Annotated in this window: 16 protein-coding genes; 4 read left to right on the top strand and 12 right to left on the bottom strand. The window is 70.5% G+C overall.

Features of this window, described 5'->3' with window-relative positions:
* Window positions 1-59: 59 nt before the first annotated feature.
* Window positions 60-1,112 carry a DUF695 domain-containing protein gene (locus AB0F17_RS13285; RefSeq protein WP_358021078.1) on the top strand — a complete coding sequence of 351 codons (1,053 nt, stop codon included), beginning with the start codon at window positions 60-62 and terminating at the stop codon, window positions 1,110-1,112.
* Window positions 1,113-1,130: 18 nt separating this feature from the next.
* On the opposite strand, the gene AB0F17_RS13280 is transcribed toward AB0F17_RS13285, so the two are convergent.
* Window positions 1,131-2,294 (bottom strand): cysteine desulfurase family protein, encoded by a 1,164-nt coding sequence (locus tag AB0F17_RS13280; protein WP_358021075.1) that lies wholly within the window; start codon window positions 2,292-2,294, stop codon window positions 1,131-1,133.
* A 53-nt stretch (window positions 2,295-2,347) separates the two neighbouring features.
* Between AB0F17_RS13280 and AB0F17_RS13275 the strand changes: the two genes are divergently transcribed.
* The 3 genes from AB0F17_RS13275 (at window position 2,348) to AB0F17_RS13265 (ending at window position 4,905) form a co-directional block, all read left to right on the top strand.
* Window positions 2,348-2,854: a TetR/AcrR family transcriptional regulator gene (locus tag AB0F17_RS13275; RefSeq protein ID WP_358021072.1), complete on the top strand. Its 507-nt coding sequence runs from the start codon at window positions 2,348-2,350 to the stop codon at window positions 2,852-2,854.
* A gap of 97 nt (window positions 2,855-2,951) precedes the next feature.
* On the top strand, window positions 2,952-4,154 hold the full coding sequence (locus AB0F17_RS13270) for an MFS transporter (RefSeq protein ID WP_358021069.1): 1,203 nt from the start codon (window positions 2,952-2,954) through the stop codon (window positions 4,152-4,154).
* Window positions 4,155-4,230: 76 nt separating this feature from the next.
* Complete coding sequence (locus tag AB0F17_RS13265) at window positions 4,231-4,905, top strand: rhomboid family intramembrane serine protease (RefSeq protein WP_358021066.1); 675 nt, start codon at window positions 4,231-4,233, stop codon at window positions 4,903-4,905.
* Between the two features lie 216 nt (window positions 4,906-5,121).
* On the opposite strand, the gene AB0F17_RS13260 is transcribed toward AB0F17_RS13265, so the two are convergent.
* From AB0F17_RS13260 to AB0F17_RS13210, 11 genes are all read right to left on the bottom strand, one after another.
* The gene (locus AB0F17_RS13260) at window positions 5,122-6,075 is read right to left on the bottom strand and encodes an electron transfer flavoprotein subunit alpha/FixB family protein (RefSeq protein WP_358021063.1); all 954 of its coding nucleotides are present in this window, start codon (window positions 6,073-6,075) and stop codon (window positions 5,122-5,124) included.
* A gap of 21 nt (window positions 6,076-6,096) precedes the next feature.
* The gene (locus AB0F17_RS13255) at window positions 6,097-6,876 is read right to left on the bottom strand and encodes an electron transfer flavoprotein subunit beta/FixA family protein (protein WP_358021060.1); all 780 of its coding nucleotides are present in this window, start codon (window positions 6,874-6,876) and stop codon (window positions 6,097-6,099) included.
* 215 nt (window positions 6,877-7,091) lie between these two features.
* Window positions 7,092-8,324, bottom strand: coding sequence for a serine/threonine-protein kinase (locus AB0F17_RS13250; protein ID WP_358021057.1), 1,233 nt, complete (start codon window positions 8,322-8,324; stop codon window positions 7,092-7,094).
* 34 nt (window positions 8,325-8,358) lie between these two features.
* Entirely contained in the window at window positions 8,359-10,152 is a 1,794-nt protein-coding gene (locus tag AB0F17_RS13245) for a serine/threonine-protein kinase (protein ID WP_358022328.1), read from the bottom strand.
* 16 nt (window positions 10,153-10,168) lie between these two features.
* On the bottom strand, window positions 10,169-12,223 hold the full coding sequence (locus AB0F17_RS13240; RefSeq protein WP_358021054.1) for a protein kinase: 2,055 nt from the start codon (window positions 12,221-12,223) through the stop codon (window positions 10,169-10,171).
* 121 nt (window positions 12,224-12,344) lie between these two features.
* A complete protein-coding gene (locus AB0F17_RS13235) occupies window positions 12,345-12,857 on the bottom strand; it encodes a YbaK/EbsC family protein (protein ID WP_358021051.1) in 513 nt (170 codons plus the stop codon).
* A 74-nt stretch (window positions 12,858-12,931) separates the two neighbouring features.
* Window positions 12,932-14,482, bottom strand: a complete 1,551-nt coding sequence (locus AB0F17_RS13230; RefSeq protein WP_358021048.1) for a flavin monoamine oxidase family protein — start codon at window positions 14,480-14,482, stop codon at window positions 12,932-12,934.
* Window positions 14,483-14,706: 224 nt separating this feature from the next.
* On the bottom strand, window positions 14,707-15,549 hold the full coding sequence (locus tag AB0F17_RS13225) for a M55 family metallopeptidase (protein ID WP_358021045.1): 843 nt from the start codon (window positions 15,547-15,549) through the stop codon (window positions 14,707-14,709).
* Window positions 15,550-15,614: 65 nt separating this feature from the next.
* A complete protein-coding gene (locus AB0F17_RS13220; RefSeq protein WP_358021042.1) occupies window positions 15,615-16,820 on the bottom strand; it encodes a DUF6395 domain-containing protein in 1,206 nt (401 codons plus the stop codon).
* Entirely contained in the window at window positions 16,811-17,179 is a 369-nt protein-coding gene (locus AB0F17_RS13215) for a hypothetical protein (RefSeq protein WP_358021039.1), read from the bottom strand. The genes AB0F17_RS13220 and AB0F17_RS13215 overlap by 10 nt, the downstream gene beginning before the upstream one ends.
* Window positions 17,180-17,391: 212 nt before the next feature.
* Window positions 17,392-18,300, bottom strand: a complete 909-nt coding sequence (locus AB0F17_RS13210) for a LysR family transcriptional regulator (RefSeq protein WP_358021036.1) — start codon at window positions 18,298-18,300, stop codon at window positions 17,392-17,394.
* Window positions 18,301-18,438: the final 138 nt, after the last annotated feature.

The raw sequence follows: 18,438 nt of genomic DNA, 5'->3' as shown, positions 1-18,438 counted from the left end.
CCGCCAAGGGTGCCCGGCCATCTGCACAAGCGGGGTCCGCGTCTGGAAGTATTCAGGCCATGCGACTGTTCGGGCGCAAGGACGACGAAGAAGAGCCCACCGAGCCGAGTGACGGCATCGCGCCGTTCTGGGCGTGGTGGGAGGAGACCAGGCCGCGGCTCGACTCGCTGGTGGCCGCCGGTGAGGCCGAGGGGCTGTCGGAATGGATCGCCCCGGCCGTGGCCGCGGTGCATCCCGACCTGGTCTGGGAGGTGGCCCCCGGCAGGAACGCGGCGCACGCGCTGGTCGTGACCGCCGCCGGCGACCCTGAGCTGCGCTCGCTGGCGCACCGGTGGGTCAAGGGCGCGCCGCCCGCCGACCTGCTGTGGGAGTTCCATCCATCACGCCAGGTCAACCCCCAGGCGCTGGAGCTCACACTCGACGTGGGCGGCTTCGAGTTCGCGCTGGACAAACTGATGCTGGGGCTGCGGGTGCCGCCCAACTCGCCGCGCGTGGACGTGGCCGCCTATCACCCGATCTTCGGCCAGCTCGACGAGGACACCCGGCTGGAGGCCGCGCTGCTGGCCCTCGACTGGCTGCTCGGCGAGGACGACGTGGCGCGCTGGGTGGGCGAGATCACCCCGGCCACGTTCCAGCCGATCGACTCGGTCGCGGCCGTGCACCTGCCCGCCGTGGTGGCCGACCTGGCCTCCGGCTACGAAGAGGAGCAGTGGGCGCTACTGGAGGGCCAGACGGCGGCGGGCGCGCCGCTGATCGCCACCGCCCGCTATCCGTTGCGGCCGGTCGACTATCCGCTCTTCGACCAGCACATCGCGATCACGCTGCCGTACGCGCATCGCGACGAGAACGGGCTGCCCGTCGCCGAGTCGCTGGCGGCGCTGCGCGACTTCGAGGAACGCCTGGCGGCCCGGCTGCTCAAGCTCCACGACGACGCGGTGCTGGCCGCGCACCTGAGCGCGGAGGGCCACCGGGTCATCCACATCTACGCCGACCCGACCGGCGACGCGGCGATCCACGCCAAGGAGCTGATCGTGAGCTGGGAGGAAGGGGAGCCGCGGGTGGACGTGGCGACCGACCCCGCGTGGACCGCGGTGGTGGCCTTCATCAACTAGCCGGGCAGCAACTAGCGATCAACTCAGCCCGGCGCGGCGGGCGCGTTCGACCGCCGCGGGCAGCACCTCGATCAGGCGGTCGACGTCGTCCTGGGTCGAGGTGTGCCCGAGCGAGAACCTGAGCGAGCCTCTGGCCGCCGCCGCGTCGGCGCCCATCGCCAGCAGCACGTGGGAGGGCTGGGCCACCCCGGCCGAGCAGGCCGACCCGGTCGAGCACTCCACGCCCTTGGCGTCGAGCAGCATGAGCAGGGCGTCGCCCTCGCAGCCGGGGAAGGAGAAGTGGGCGTTTCCCGGCAGCCGGTCGGCCGGGTCGCCGTTGAGCACCACGTCGGAGACCGCCTGCCGTACGCGCTGGATGAGGTCGTCCCGCAGCTCGGTCAGGCGGCGGCTCAGCTCCTGCTGTTCTTTGACCGCGACGCGGATCGCGGCGGCGAGACCGGCGATGGCGGGCCCGTCGAGCGTGCCGGAGCGCACGTCGCGCTCCTGGCCGCCGCCGTGCATGACCGAGACCGGCGTCTGCCCTCGGGCCAGCAGCAGCGCGCCGACGCCCAGCGGGCCGCCGACCTTGTGCCCGGTCACCGTCAGCGCGTCGGCGCCCGAGTCGGCGAACGACACCGGCAGCTGCCCGACCGCCTGCACGGCGTCGGTGTGGAACGGGATGCCGCTGTCGTGCGCGATGGCGGCCAGGAGGTGCACGGGCTGGACCGTGCCCACCTCGTTGTTGGCCCACATGACGCTGATCATGGCGACGTCGTCGGGGTCGCGGGCGATGGCGGCGCGCAGCGTGTCGGGATGCACCCGGCCGAGCTCGTCGACCTCCAGCAGCTCGACCTGCGCGCCCTGGCTGTCGGCCAGCCAATGGGCCGGGTCGAGCGCCGCGTGGTGCTCGATCGAGCTGATCAGCAGTCGCTTCCTCGGCCGGCGCGCCCAGTAGAGGCCCTTGACGGCCAGGTTGTCGGCCTCGGTGCCGCCCGAGGTGAACACGACCTCGCTCGGCCTGGCGCCCAGCGTGTCGGCGATGGTCTCACGGGATTCCTCGACCACCCTGCGCACTCGGCGGCCGGTCGCGTGCAGCGAAGATGCGTTTCCGACCAGGCCGAGTTGCTCCGTCATGGCCTCGATCGCCTCGGGAAGCATGGGCGTGGTCGCCGCGTGATCAAGGTAGGCCGACGGTCTGCTCACCATGAAAGCGTATCCCCTTTGCCACTGTACCGTCCGGACGGTACAGTAGAGGCATGAGAAGGGACGAGCTATTGGATGCGGCAGAGGATCTCCTCTGCGACCAGGGCTCGACCGCGCTGACCCTGTCCGCGGTGGCCGATCGGGCCGGCGTGAGCAAGGGCGGCCTCCTCTACCACTTCTCCTCCAAGGAAGCCCTGATCAAGGGCATGGTCGAGCGGCTGATCGACGATTTCGACGCGTTGATGGCCGCCCAGAGCGACCCCACCTACACCGAGCGCTACCTGGCGGCGACGCTGGAGGCCGTGCGCTCCAACCGGCTGCGACGATGGGCCGTGGTCACCGGGGCGTCGGGCAACCTGTTCCTGCTCGCGCCGATGCGCGTGGCGATGGCCCGCTGGCACCGCGAGGGACTGGACGACGAGCCCGACCGGGTGGCGTCCCAGATCGTCCGGCTGGCCTGCGAGGGGCTCTGGGACGTGGCGAGCCACGATCCCGACCTCAACGCCGAGAGCGACCTGCGCGCCCTTGAGGCCCGCTGCCGCGCCCTCCTCAAACCCTGACCCCCCTTACCTTTCTTCTCTTCGCCGCCCGGGCTCACGTCATGAGCTCCGGGCCGCGTCGCATGCCAACTGATGAGTGATTTGCGAGGTATGTCCAATGATCCGCGACTTGAGGATTGCCCGTTATGGGGCGGTTCTTACTTTCGTTCTGGCCGGGCTGCTGGTGGGCACGATGACCGTGCGCATCCCGGCGCTGACCGACAAGCTCGGCCTGTCCGAGTCAGCGGTCGGCGTGGTCCTGCTCGCATGGGGTGTGGGCGCCTTGATCACCATGCAGTCCATGCGCCAGATCATGGCCCGCGCGGGCAGCAAGACGATCCTGCGGATCGGCGGCCCGCTCACGGCGCTCGGCCTGGTGGGCGTGGCCTTCTCGCCGAACCTTCCGCTGCTGCTGGCCGCGTCCGTGTTCTTCGGCATGGCGTTCGGCATGGTGGACATCGCGATGAACGCGCAGGGATCCACCGTGGAGCGGGCCTACGGGCGCCCGTTGCTGAACGGCATGCACGCGGGCTGGTGCGTGGGCGCGATCTCGGCGGGCGCCCTGGGCAGCCTGTCGATCGCCCTGGGCCTGTCGTTCACCGCCAACCTGGCGCTGGTCGGCCTGGTCTCGCTGCCGGTGACGGTCCTGCTGGGCCGTACCTACCTGCCCGAGGCCCCGGCCGCGCGGACCACCGCCAAGGCCGGACGCCGCCTGCCCCCGGTCGTCTACCTGCTCGGCGCCATCATGTTCTTCGCGTTCATGGTGGAGGGCACGGTCGCCGACTGGAACGGGTTGTTCATGCGTGACACCCTGGGCGCGCCGGAGGCGCTGGCCGCGCTCGGCTACCCCGTCTTCGAGGTGGGCATGCTGGTCGCCAGGCTCACCGGTGACCGGCTGGGGTCCAGGTTCGGGGTGCGCGGCATCATGACCGCCTCCGGCGTGGCCACCGCGGGGTTCTTCGCCGTCGTCCTGGTCGCGCCCGCGCCGCTGGTGGCGGTGGTGACGATGTTCTTCGTCGGCCTCGGTGTGGCCACGATCTCGCCGATGACGCTCTCGCTGGCCGGGACCGCCACCGACAACCCCGGTCCGGCGATCGCCCAGGCCGGCGCCATGGGCTACGCGGGACTGCTGCTCGGCCCCGTGGCGATCGGCTTCCTCACGGACGTCACGTCGCTGCGCGCCGCGCTCGGGATCGCCGTCGTACTGGGTGTGGCGATCGCGGTGGCCGCCCGCTTCCTGCCGCGTCAGGAGCCCATGTCGGTCACGGTCTGGCCGGCCGTCGAGGATGCGGCCAGGGAGCCCGAGCCGGCTCACGCCTGACCCGGAACATTTGTCCTGGTTCAGTGGCTTACATTCAGCACTGCCCCGATCCGCAGATCAGTGCGAGGCTGAGCCCATGATCAAACCGATCGCCACCGCCGCGGTCCTCGTCGTGACCGCCGTGCCGAGCGTGCTCCAGTTCTTCCTCCCCGGCCTGGAGCCCGCACTCATGCGCGACCCGGCGGCCATCGGCGCCGGGGAATGGTGGCGGCCGGCGACCTCCCTCGTCGTCCAGGACGGCGGCGTGCTCGGCACGCTGGTCAACCTGGCGTTCCTGGCGGTGCTCGGTTACCTCGCCGAGCGCTCGCTCGGGCCCGCCCGCTGGCTCATCCTGTACGGCGCGGGCGCCGTGGCCGGGCAGGCGGCCGGATACCTGTTCAACGACCCGGGAGCCGGCAACTCGATCGCCCTGTGCGGCCTGGCGGCGGGCCTGGCCCTCGCCTGCGAGGGACCGCTGGAGCGCTCCGTGGGCGCCTTCTACGCGGTGACGCTGGCCGCGTACGCCCTCGCGCCGTCCGACGGCACCTGGGGCTGGGTGGTGACGGTGGCGCTCGCCGTGGCCGGGTTCCAGCTGGTGGTCCACCGCGAGCGGCTGCCCGTGCGGGTCTTTCCCATCGTCCTCGCGGTCGTCGGCGTCACGCTCACCGCCCTCGCCGACCTCCATGGCGTGGCTCTGCTGGGTGGCATGATCGCGGCATGGGCTCTGACCGGAAAGTCCCGTTCGACCTCACGGCCTACGTCGCCCGCGTAAGGAACGGGCCGTGCTTCATCTGCGCCATCGTGGCCGGTGACCCGGCTCACGACCTGGAGGAGATCGTCTACGAGGACGAGCGCCACCTGGCGTTCCTGGCATGTGGAGCGCTCTGCTTATGGGGCAGGCGAGATGACTGGAAGATCATCGGGCGGAGCGACGCCCGGGGCGGGGAGCGGCCTTCCACGTCCTGCTCCCCGCCATCGGCCCGTAGACCTACTTGCGCTTGGTGACCTCTTCGGTGAGCTGCGGTACGACCTGGTGCAGGTCGCCCACGACGCCGTAGTCGGCGAGCTCGAAGATCGGCGCCTCCGGGTCCTTGTTGATCGCGACGATGGTCTTCGCGGTCTGCATCCCGGCCCGGTGCTGGATCGCACCGGAGATGCCGGCCGCGATGTAGAGCTGCGGCGACACCGTCTTGCCCGTCTGGCCCACCTGGAACTGGTGCGGGTACCAGCCGGCGTCCGTGGCGGCGCGTGAGGCGCCCACGGCCGCGCCCAGGGCGTCGGCCAGGCCCTCGATGACCGAGAAGTTCTCGGCCGAGCCGACGCCACGACCACCGGAGACCACGATCGCGGCCTCGGTCAGCTCGGGGCGCGCGCCCTTCTCCTGCTTGACCCGCTCGAGGACGCGGGCGGCCCTGGCGGACGCGGTCAGCGTGAGCGACACCTGCTCCTCGGTGCCCGCCCCCGCGGCGGCCTCGGGGGCCGTCGAGTTCGGGCGGACGGCGATGATCGGTGTGCCCTTGCTCACCTTCGAGCGGACGTTGACGCCGCCGCCGAAGATGGACTGGTCGGCCACGAAGCCCTCGCCCAGGCCCACGGCGTCGGTGATGACGCCCGAGCCGGTCTTGACCGCGAGCCGGCCGGCCACCTCCTTGCCCTCGGTCGTGGCGGCCACCAGCACCGCGGCGGGCGCCTTGTCGGCCACCAGGTGGGCGAGCAGTTCGGCCTTGGGCACGACGACGTAGTCCACGATCTCGTCGGCACCGGCGACGTAGATCTTGTCAGCACCGTATTCGGCGAGCCTGGCCTTGGCGCCGTCGGTGATGCCGGGGCCGGCCCAGACGGCGGCCGGCGTGCCGAGCGAGCGGGCCAGAGTCAGCAGTTCGAGCGTGACCTTCTTGACCTCTCCGTCGACGTGCTCGACGAGAACGAGAATCTCCGACATATCAGCTGTTCTCTCCCGGGCTCAGATGAACTTCTTGGACGCGAGGAAGTCGGCGGCCTTGGAGCCCCCGTCGCCCTCGTCCTTGACGATCGTGCCGGCCGCGCGCGGCGGGGCCGCGGCGAAGTCGACGACCTCGGACCAGGCCGCGCCCAGGCCGACCTGGTCGGCCGCGATCTCCGCGTCGGCGATGGCCAGCGTCTCGACCGGCTTCTTCTTGGCCGCCATGATGCCCTTGAAGGACGGGTAGCGCGGGTCGTTGATCTTCTCCACCACGGACACGACGGCGGGCAACTCGGCCGCGACCTTGTCGAACCCGTAGTCGGTGATCCGCTCGATCACGATCTGAGAGCCCTCGACCTCGACCTTCTTGGCGAGCGTGAGCTGCGGGGCGTCCAGGCGCTCGGCCAGCATCGCGGCCAGCACGCCCGTACGCGCGTCGGTCGACTCCGAGCCCAGGATCACCAGGTCGAACCCGATCTTCTTGAGCACCTGCGCCATCGCATAGGAGGTCGACAGGGCGTCGGAGCCGTGCAGCGCGTCGTCCGTCAGGTGGACGGCCTTGTCGGCGCCCATGGCCAGGGCCTTGCGGATGGTCTCGGCGGCCCGGCTCGGCCCCATGGTGAGAACGGTCACCTCACCGCCGTGGGCTTCCTTGAGCTTCAGGGCCTCCTCGACCGCATACTCGTCAAGCTCGTTCACCACGCCGTCGACGGCGTCACGGTCGAGCGTCTTGTCATCGGACCGGAGCTTGCGCTCGGTCGCCGTGTCGGGGACCTGCTTCACGCAGACGACGATGTTCATGGCCGGTGGACGACCTCCCGTGTTCGCGTACGCCGTCGCTCGGTGCGACCGGCGCCTGATGCATGCTGACAGACTGCCAGGTGCCCCATGGGGGCGGCGACAGGGGGTCGGCTCCCCCGCCTGCCGCCATGTTACCCATGAGTAGCTTAGGTGCAAGCGCGGGGCTCACGCCAAAGCATCCACCACCCTACCGAACTTTATTCCGCTACCTGAGTTCAGGCCGACAGCAGGAAGACGATCCCGACCACCAGCGCCGTCCCGGCGAACAGCGCGAGCGTGAACGTGCTGAAGAACGTGCTCAGCCCCAGACAGAGCCCCGCGGCCCCGAGCATCGCCGCGAAATCGTAAATGATCCGGCTCGTCCTGAAGAGCCGCAAGAGGCCGCGTGATAACAGCGCCACCACCGCGTCGACCACGGCCACCAGCGCGTAGGCGGCCAGCAGGAACAGCGCCACCTCCGGCAGCGGATCCCGCGCGGCGGCGGCCAGCAGCGCCACGAACAGCCCGGAGCCGATCAGCCAGCGTCTGCGTACCTTCTCCCGGTGCCTGGCCCTGGACTCCTCGACCGGCGGGCGGCGCCGCTCCTGGCCCGGCCGCCATTCGCGGGTCTCCAGGTCGTTCGTCTCGCCCGGCCGGGAGCGCAGGGCGGTGGGCGGGCTGGCGGCGTGGTGGGCGCGAGGGACGGCCTCGACGCCCAGCCGGGCGCAGATCTGCGCGGCCGTCGGCCGCGCGACCGGGTCGGTGGCCAGGCACTCATGCAGCAGCGGGGCCAGCCAGTCCGGCACCCCCTCCAGGTCGGCGTCGTGATGCACGACACGGTAGGCGACCGCCGACGCCGGCCCCTGCCCGTACGGCTGGCGTCCCGTGGCCGCGTAGGCCAGCGTGGCCCCGAACGAGAACACGTCGGCCGCCATCCCCGACTCCTTGCCCTCCAGCACCTCGGGCGCCAGATAGCCGGGAGTGCCCACCACGGCTCCCGAGGCCGTCACCGAGAGCGAGTCGAGCGCGCTGGCGATGCCGAAGTCGATGACGACCGGCTCGCCCTCGGCCATCATCACGTTGGCCGGTTTCAGGTCCCGGTGCACGACACCCGCCTCGTGCATGGCCAGCAGCGCGTCGGCCAGCCCGGACGCCAACTGCCGCAGCTCGGCCACCGGCGTGGGGACCGCGCTGAGCGGCCGGCCCTGGACGTACCGGGTCACCAGATAGGGCTCGGCCACGTCGAGTGAGGCGTCGAGCACCTCGGCCACGTGCGGCCCGCCCACCAGCCGCATGGTCTGCACCTCGCGGGCCAGCCGGGCCAGCGCGCCGCTGTCGGCCGTCACGTGCGGGTGCAGGACCTTGACCGCGACCGTACGGCCTTCGGGGTCGAGTGCCAGGTGCACCACGCCGAACCCGCCCGCTCCGAGCCGGGAGAGTAACTGATACGGGCCCAGCTTCTGGCTCATACCCCTTTTCTCCCCCCGGAGCGGGCCAAGACACTTACGACCAGGGTGACAGGAATCCCATTCCCATGCCGTCGAGCAGACTGCCGATCAGGCCGGTGATCAAACCCATCGTGCTGTGCCGCGCCTGGCTGGTCAGCTCGTGGATCACCGTCTCCGGAGCCCGCCAGGGCACCCACGACGGGTTCTGGCCCAGCGCGAACATCACCGCGAGCAGCGCGGCCGTACCGACGATCAGGGCGGCGACCAGGGCCGCGCCGGGAGTGCGCAGGATCCCGGTGAGCGAGCGCGTGACCGCCTTGCGCGGCGCGCCGCCGCCCGGCAGCACGAACAGCCCGGCCGAGAAGGCCCCTGCGCCGTACGCGGCGGCGTCGTTGACGCTCATCCCGCCGCCCCAGCGCAGCAAGCCCCAGACGCAGACGCCGAACATCAGCGCCAGCGGCACGTGGACCAGAGTCACGAGCGCGGCCTTGACCAGCGCCCACGGCGTGCCGACCAGGACGAGCAGCGGGTCGGCCGCGCTGCTCCCGCGCACCTGCCGGCGCTTGACCATGTCGCCGAAGAGGTATTCGCCGACCCGCAGCACCAGCGCCAGCGCGACGGCCACCGCGCTCACCGCGACGGGCAGCATGACCGCCAGCGCGGTCAGCGTGACCAGCAGCAGCAGGCCGACGAACTGGCTGCCGACCAGATAGCGCTTGCGCTCGGCCGGCGGCGAGTAAGGGGGCGGCTGCTGGGGCGGCCGCGCCCGCTGACCCGCCTGGGTGGGCTGGTAGGCGGGCGGATGGGTGGGCGGCGCCGGGTAGCCGGCGACCCGCTGGTCGACGCGCGGGGCCGGGTGCCGGTCCGCCATCGGCGCCGGGACGTAGGGCGGCGGCTTCTCCTCGCGCGGCGGCGCGGGCGACGGCGCGGGCGGGCTGCCGTACGTGACCGGCGGCAGCACGTCGGCGTAGTTGTCCATGACCCGCGTCCGGTTGCCCATCCGCTTGGTGCCGGTCGGGCCGTCGGACGACGTCTCGTGGAACGAGGTCACCGTCGGGTCCAGCGACCTGGCCATCCGCAGGAGCTCCTGGGCGCCGGGCCGGGTGCCGGGCTCGACGCGCAGCGCGCGGCTCAGCCAGCCGCGCAGCCAGGCGGGCGCCTTGTCGATCTGCGCGCGCCCTTCCATGATGTTGAAGCAGACCGCCTCGAACGTGCCCGTGCCGAACGGCGGCGCGCCCGTCGCGGCGAAGAACACCGTGGAGGCCAGCGCGTGCACGTCGGCCGCCTGGGTGATCTCCGAGTCGCGGATGATCTCGGGCGCCAGGTAGCCGGGCGTGCCGACGAACATCCCCGTCTGGGTCAGCCTGGTCGCGTTGACCAGGTGCGCGATGCCGAAGTCGATGACCAGCGGCTGGCCGCCGACCAGCATCACGTTGGACGGCTTGAAGTCGCGGTGGATCACCTCGGCGGCGTGGATGGCCACCAGCGCCTGGCACAGGCCCTGCGCCAGGCTGATGATCTGCCGCGCCTCCAGCGCGCCCTCCTCGAGCACGGTCTGCTCCAGCGTGCGGCCGGGAGCGAAGCGGGTCACGACGTACGGCTGGCCGCCGACGAGCTCGGCGTCGACCACTTCGGCCACGTACGGGCTGCGTACCCGGCGCATGGTCTCGACCTCGCGCGTCAGCCGGTCCCGAGCCTTCAGGTCGGCCGCCACGTGCGGGTGCAGCACCTTGATGGCCACCTCGCGGCCCTCGGAGTCGAGGCCCAGGTGAACCACGCCCATGCCACCCTCGCCGATCTTCCTGACCAGCCGATAGGGGCCGAGACGTTCCGGCGCCTGGGTGCTCATCGCCACCGTCCCAGCATCATCCCCCTGGGTTCCCCTTCAGTTCGTTGAGCTGGGTCACCACAGGTCCGACGTCCAGCGGAGCCCATACGGCCCTCCTCGCGTTGTCGAACGTGCCAAAAGCGAGGATCAGGGAGAGCGCGGCCCCCGCCGCGAGAACTCCCGCCATCACCATCGCCGCTGTTCTCGAGGGTACGAGCGATGAGAGGGTTCTGCGCATCTGCCTTCCAGGTCCCTCCACTCCCGGGCCCGAGCAGACGGTCCACAGGGCGATCGCCGTGCCCCAGGCCAGAGCGTTGAGAGGGTTAATCTTGACGACCACGGCGAGCAGCAACGTCACCGGGAGTCCCAGGATAAGCGCGTAGAAGGCCAGCGCGAAGGTGATGCCCACCGACTTGACCAGCGCTTTGGGGAAGGCGAACACCCGCACCACGTCGAGCGCCGCCGATCCGGTGGACCGGCGCGCGATGAGCTCCGGCTGGGCCAGGTCGGCCGCGCGCAGCAGCACCACGACCGGGATCGCCACCAGGGCCACCAGCACGGGCGCCACCACGGCCGCCACGATCATCAGGATCAGCAGCATCGCGCTCGCCAGGCCATAGGCCCTGGAGCGCTGGAGCACCTGCCCCGGCCGGGCGGCCGGGATGAACGGCTCGCGCTTGGTCCGCAGGTCGGGCTGCTGGTAGGAGTCGCGCGCGCCCTGCTGGTCCGGCGGGAGGTACGGATCGCGCTTCGCCTGGGGATCGGGCGGGAACTGGCCCTGGACCGGGATGTAGGGCGGCGGCTGGACCGGGTTGCCCCTGCCGTAGTCGGGCGCGTCGGGGCGTACCCGGCGGGTGGGGATGTCGGGCGGGTCCGTCGGGCGTACGCGCCGGGTCGGCACGTCGGTCTCGGCCGGCGGCGTGTGGCTGTTGTTCTGGGCGGAGACCTGCCACGGCTGCGGGGTGGCCTCGCGCTGCATCTTGCGCAGCTCCTCCGGGGTCACCCTGCGGGTCGGCCACGGGTCGCCCTGCTGCTCGGGGAGCAGCGAGACGTACTGCTGGTCCTGCGGCGGCTGCTGGGGCGGCTGGCCCTGGGGCGGCCGGTTCTGGCCGGGCCCCTGCTGTGGCTGTCCGGGCTGCTGGCGCAGCTGGCCGTCGACGAGCTTCCGCGGCGTCATGGGCGGCGTCGAGACGTCGTACGACGGCTTGTCGGCCAGCGGCTGCGGCGTCGGCAGCTCGATCGACGGGTTGGAGCGGTCGGAGCGCGGCACGGTCGAGATCTCGTCGGGCACGTTACCCGGCGGCCTGGGCAGCATCCTGGCGGTCTGCTCGGCCAGCTCGGCGGCCTTGGGCCGCTTGGCGGGGTTGCGCTGGAAGGCGGCCTTGAGCAGCGGCTGCAGCTCCACCGGGGCCGCGCTCACGTCGGCCTTGCCCGCGGTGATGTTGTAGAAGATCATCTCCAGCGTGCCCTTGCCGAAGGGCGGCTGGCCGGTGCCCGCGTACAGCAGCGTGCCCGCCCAGGCGTGCACGTCGACCTCGGGACCGGCCTCCTGCCCCTCGATGATCTCGGGGGCGAGGTATCCGGGCGTGCCGATGAACATCCCCGTCTGCGTCAGCCTGGTCGCGTCGACCGCCTGGGCGATGCCGAAGTCGATCAGGACCGGGTCGCCGTCGATGATCAGCACGTTGCCCGGCTTGAGGTCGCGGTGGATCACCCCGACCGCGTGCACGGCGGCCAGCGCGGTGGCGACCCCGTGCGCGATCTTGACCAGCGCGGGCAGGCCGAGCGGGCCGTCGTCCTTGACGATCTCGTCGAGCGGTCGTCCGGGGACGTAACGCGTGACGATGTACGGCCGATGACCGGTCACATCGGCGTCGAGCACCTCGGCGATGTACTTGCTGCGCGCCCGGCGCATGGTCTCGACCTCGCGCGAGAGCCGCCGCCTGGCGACCTCGTCGCCGGCGACTTCGGCGCGTAGGACCTTGACCGCCACCTGTCTCCCCTGTGGGTCGACAGCGAGGTGGACAACGCCCATTCCGCCTTCACCGAGCCGCCTGAGCAGCCGGTAAGGGCCGAGTCGGTCATCGTTCATGGCATGAAGCACCATACCGGCTTAATCCCCGCCCACGAGATGAACCATGAGGCCACATTCCCACTCGTACAACGTCCCGAAGGGGCCCATCGGTTTCCAGTTCAACGGTCTCGAATTGGCTTCAGTTCGCCAGAGGGAGGACTTCTGCACCCTTAAGTCCGGCAAGTGTGGATCCGGCGATGGCCAACTTGGACCGCCGAACCCCGCTTCCGATCACCACTTTGTGATGCTCCGCCACCTTCGTGTCCACCAGGATCGGCCAGTCGGCGGGCAGGCCCAGCGGGGTGATGCCGCCGTACTCCATCCCGGTGAGCTCGACCGCCTCCGCCATCGGGGCGAAGCTCGCCTTGCGCGCCTCGAGATGCTTGCGCACGACGCCGTTCACGTCGACCCGCATCGTCGCGAGCACCATGCACGCCGCGTAACGCGTCTCGCCGCCGCGCTTGGCCGCGACGACCACGCAGTTGGCCGACTCGTCGAGTGTCACGCCGTAGCGCTCGCAGAACGCCGCCGTGTCGGCCAGCTCAGGGTCGATCTCGGCCACTTCGACGCCGCCGAGTCCCTGCACGGCACGTGCCACGGGCTCGGCCAGCAGGTCGGTCCGGTCGGTCGCGGGCACCCAGTCCAACGTCATCCCTTCTCCTCGATCGCTTCTCCGTCGATCGCTCTCTGAGGACCTTACGCCGGTCTCCAGAGTCGCGCGCGACGTCACGGTGACTGCAACACCCGTTGGTGCAGCTGGGTGACGGCGCCGCGGGCCGACTCCATGGCGCCCGCCTGCCACGCGATCAGGTAGGTGAGCCAGTCACCCGCGAAGTAGACCCTTCCGCTGGGGCGTTGCAGAAGAGTGAACGACGAATCAATGGCGGGCCAGCGCACCCAGCCGCCCTGGATGTGCTCCTGACGGTCCCAGGCGATGGAGACGCTGGAGAGCAGGTCCTTGCCGTACTTGTCGCCGTGGATCTTCCTGCCCTGGGTGAGGGCGCGGCGCCTGCGGTCCTCCGGGGTGAGCGCGCCGTAGAGCTCGGCGTTCCGCTCGGTGTTGTAGTAGCCGACGATTACGCCGCGCTCGGAGTGGAAGCCGGCCGACGGGTACCAGATGTGGGTGATGTCCAGGTCCGTCTCGGTCACGCCGCCGTAGATGCGGTCTTCGAGCTCCCACCAGCGCCGGCTGTACTCCAGCCCGATCTTGCCGCTCGCGACCGGGACGGGCGTCTTGAGGGCGGCCGTGACGGGGGCGCCGAGGTTGTGCGGGATCTTCGCGAGCAGGTGGGGCGGGAGGGTGGCGATGCAGTAGTCGGCCTTGACCGAGCCGCCGTCCCAGGTGACCTCGACGCCGTCGGCCAGGTTGGTGATCTTGTTGACCTTGACGCCGGTCCTGATCCGGTCCGCGCCGACCGCCGCCGTGAGCTTGGTGACGATGGCGTCCATGCCGCCGACCGGCTGCAACATGGGGGTGGACTGCTCGTAGCCGAAGTCGTTGGTGATCGAACGGCCGGTGCCGGCGGCGAGGACGGCGTGGAGGGTGCCGGGGGCCGCTATGGGGGTGCCGCCGTCCAGCGCCGGATATTTGACGAAACCGCGGCGGTCGGAGCCTTCGTAGCCGAGCTTGGGGCCCAGGTCGCCGAACCTGCGGAGGAACTCCAGCAGGCGTTCCTGGTCGTCCTTGCTGATGTGCTTGTCGAGCGCGCCGACATTTGTCGCTTTAGCCAGCAGCTCCGCGACATATCCGTACATATCAGCACGCGCGGCTCTTGCCCGGGTCGTCTGCCCGTTCGTGTGGACGAACGCCTGCCCGTTGTTGTTGATGAACGTCTCGATCGGGATGCCCAGCTCGCGGCAGTAGTCCAGGGTGACCATCCACGGCGCGATCCGCCCCGGGCCCGCGTTGAAGTAGACGCCCTCGCCGAACTTCACGTCCTGGGCGGGGCCGTTCAGCTCGGCCAGCCGATCGCCGCCGCGCAGCGTGAGGTTCCGGCCGCCGGCCCGGTCCCTGGCCTCCAGCAGCGTGCAGTCGTAGCCGGCCTTGCCCAGCTCGTACGCGGCGGTCAGCCCGGCCACACCGGCCCCGATGATCACCACCTTGGCCGCCGCCTTGCCGCGCAGCGAGAAGTCACCCTGCCGGGGGGAGGCGAAGTCCTTGTCCTGCCCCGACGGCGCCAGACCCAGCGCGCCCATGGCGGCGTACATCGCTCCCGCGCCACCCACCGCCCCGATGCCGACGAGCAAGCTCCGCCGGGTCAGCGCCGCGCCCTCCATGCCCCTGCTCCCCACTGTGCGGGCCTACCGTCCGCGGACTCACCTTTGCGCGCCCGCCCTTGCGGGCTCGCTGTCGCGCGCCCTCTTTTCGCTTTTCGCGGCCCATCTTCGCGGGTCCAGCAGCCGCGCGTCTCGTCTATCGGACCTCGCCGTCACTTGTTGGCGCCGCCGTACGACCTCACCCATCGGGCGCCGCCGTACGACCTCACTCCCTTTGGGAGCGCTCAGCCGTACGGACCGCTGCCGCAGGCGATCTGGCCGCCGATCGTGGCGAAGATACCGAACAACGCCATGATCTGGGTGAAGTCATCGGTGGTGAACTCGGTGTGCCGCGCCCCGACCGACTTCACGCCGGGCACAAGCCCCACAGCGGCCGCGATGGCAGTGGAGTTCCACTCCACCCCGAGCGTGTACGGCGCCGCCACCCGGTAGGGCGTGAAGTCGCTCAACCGCCCCAACGCCCTTGCCGTCGCCTCACGGATCCGAGCCTGGGCGACGCTCGGCGGCAGCAGTTCGGCCGAGAACTTGTCGATCCCCTTCTTGACCGCCACCGTCTCCACATCGCCGAGCAACTCGCGCGCCTCGTCACCGACGGCCTCGTCACCGGTCACCACCACGACCGGAACACCGTGGAACCCGCAGCACGCCGCCACCAGCCGCGTCTCGCCGCACACCTCGCCGTTGAGGTAGACGTTCTGGATCTCCTTGCCCATCCAGGTGTGGTTGAGCACGCCGTGGGGCACCCCCGCGCGAGCGTGGTAGCCCACGAAACAGGCGGCCTGGAACGACCCGTCGACCCCCTGCGCCATCCGCTGCGCCTTGCCCGGTCCGCGGATGAGGGTGGCACGCGGGTCCAGGAGGTCGATCCGCAGGTTCTTGGTGGACCCGTGCGCGTCGTTCACCAGCACCGTGGTCGCCCCCGCCTCGAACGCCCCCTCGACGGCGGCATTGGCGTCGGCGGTCATGAGCTCGCATCCCCGCTCATAACCCCGCTTACCGGCGTGCATCTCCTCGGGGTCGGTGAGCCCGGTCACGCCCTCCATGTCGACCGACAGGTACACCTTCACAGCCCTGCTCCTCACCTGTCCCAGTTTCCTGTGGCCACCCGCGGATCACCGGCCGGCGCGCCGGTTCACGTGCCCCATGTCTCCACCCGGCGGACCTCGGCCTCGGTCATGAGCCCGACCTCGGACGTCATGAACTCGGCCGCCTGGTAACGCCACGGGGCGGGGATCTCGGCGAGCGCCCGCGGGTAGCAGTGGTCGAGCCAGCTCGTGGACTCCTCGGTGGCGTCGAAGTAGTCGAGCGCCTTCCCGAACAGCGTGTTCTCGATGCCGGGCACCCGCGCCAAGCCGTACTCGACCATCTCCTGTCCCCCGTACGGCGGCGGCTGGAGCCACTTGCGCACGCGGGGGTCGTCGGCGGTGAAGGGCGTGTCGAGCGGCCGCCGTTCGACGGCGGCCTGGATGAGCTCTTTGTACAGGCACTTGCCGCACGTACGGCACGGGCCGTCGGTGCCCTGAAGGCACCATCGGACGTGCTCCTTGAGCTCGGAGTTCACGGCCAGCCGCATGGTGACCGCTTCACTCACCCCGCCCACGGGAAGCACGATGTGCACCCCCGCCGCCGCGAACAACCGCCCCCACGCCCCGTGCGGCGCCCACATCAGGTTGTCGGGCGTGTACCGCAGCAAATAGCGATCCCCGCCGAGCCACCGTGAACCCAGTTCATACCCGAACGCCAGTCCTCCGAGATCCATCCGGTCAGCGTGCAGCAACGCCCCGACCGCGACCGCGTGGTGCTCCGGGTATCCGGGCCGGGGCTCGGACAGCGTGAACTCCAGGTCGGAGTCCACGATGGTGAGATCCCGTCCGGTCCGCCGGGCCAGCCTGGCCAGAACGTCGGAGCGGTAGTGCGGCCACCGGTTCGGCACGCGGGGATGCGGCACCCGCCGGAAGTGCACGAACGGCGCCTCGGGATAGATGGCGGCCGCCGCCACGGAGTCCGCGCCACCGCTGTAGGAGATCGCTAAGTTCGTCCCCGCAGGACGGGCCTCCGCACCCACCGGCCCCGCCTCGACGCCCCACCCGTCGTGCAGCGCGGCGGCCACCTCAGGGGAGATGGCCCGGTCGAACACGATCTCCTTGCGCGTCCACGGCGCCACCACGGTCCACGCGGCGACGGCGAAGAGATCGGGGTGCGCGTCCTCAGGGACACCGGCGACCGTGCAGGAGTTGGTGGCCAGCTTGACCGGGTGCTCGTCGGCGGCCTTGCCGGTGATCTCGTCAGCGGCCCCGAGCCGGAACGTCAGCTCGCCTCCTGCCCAGCTCACGCGCATGACTGATCCTCCGCCCGAACGCCATCACCGGAGCCCGGCGTCCGCGACTTGAGGTCGTCGATCGCCTGCCAGAGCAGAACCTCGTTCTGCAGCACGCCGTCCAGCGCCTTGGCCGTCTCCTGAGCGAGGCGGTGGGTGTCGTTGAGCCTGGCCTTGTCGGTGGTGGGCGCAGCGGCGGGTCTGGCGTTCCTGAGGCGCTCGACCTCGTCCTGCAAGGTCGCCATCTCCCGGCGCAGGGTCTGGACCTCCCAAAGAGCGTCCCTGATGTCCTGACGGTGATCGCCGATGGAGATATAGCGGGAATCGAACCACGTGCGCACGGCTTTGCGCAGGCGGGCGGGGACCAGAACGCGCATCATGAAACGCCACGATAGTGGCAAATCTTCGGCCTTCAGGACGCTGTTTCCGAATGGCAACCAAGCCATATAACTGGTGTCAAAATCACTTGTCTGGACCGGCCACAGCGGGGCGGCCGAGCCGGGCAATCCCGATCAGCCGCCAACGACCCTCGGCACCCGTTACTTCACGGCGGTCATTGCCTGGGCGATGTCCATGTTCCTCGACCCCGCGGTCACAAGTTCAGCGCGTCGCGGATGACGGTGATCAGGGTTCGCTGCAAGGCGGACAGGCGTTTGTCGGCGCGCCAGACGACGAAGACCGGCAGGCGCGGGCGGGCGTCGGCGAGCGGGATTTCCTGAAGCGAACCTGTGGCCAGGTCGGCGGCGACCGAGGCGCGGAAGAGCAGCGCGACGCCCAGCCCGGCCCGGACGGCGTGCTTGATCGCTTCGGGGTGGCCGAACTCGATGATCACCTTGCGGTCGGTGATGCCGAGTTCCGCGAACGCCATGTCCTCGATGTCTCGCCGGATGGACGTACGCGGGGTGGAGACGAAGGGGAGCCGGGCCAGCTCGCTCACCGGGATGCCACCGTCGCCGACGTCCACCGCGTCCGGCGCGCTGGTGAGCACGAGGTCCTGGTGGCCGACGAGTTCGCCGGTGAGGCCGCGGCCATAGGGGATTCGCGGGGCGATGGGCACGGCCAGGTCGCACAGTCCCGAGGTGATCGCCTCCCAGATCTGGTTCGGGTCGAACACGTGTGCCGCGATCCGCGCGCCGGGATTGGCCACGACGAAGTCGGTGAGGATGGGCGGTAGCAAGTAGCTGCCTACGGTCATGCTGGTGGCCACGGCCACGGCTCCCGTGGTGCCGCCGGTGATGCCGGCGAGCTCGCGGTCAAGCTCGTTGCCGCTGTGCAGGGTGTCGCGAGACCACTGATAAGTGGCGCGGCCGGCGTCGGTGAGCTCCATGCGCTGACCGACGCGATGGAAGAGCTCAACGCCCAGCCGCTCCTCCAGTGAGCGGATGTGTCCACTCACCACGGGCTGCGAGACATAGAGGTGGGCGGCGGCGCGGCCCACGCCTCCCTGTTCCACGACAGCGCAGAAGACCTCGAGTTTGTGCAGGGAGATGCGGTTGTCCATAGCCATTTGGCTATGAGTATCGCAGCAGATTCGTCTTTGCCGCCAGCTCACATGCCCTTCTACCCTGGCATACAGGCAATTTCGATTGACGTATGAGATGCCCATGGATGATGCCCGCCCGCAGAAAGGATCCTCCCG

The organism is Nonomuraea sp. NPDC026600, assembly GCF_040638335.1.
Classification (GTDB): Bacteria; Actinomycetota; Actinomycetes; order Streptosporangiales; family Streptosporangiaceae; genus Nonomuraea.
Note: the sequence above shows the minus strand (reverse complement) of the source record. Positions and strands in the feature narration are given on the sequence as shown.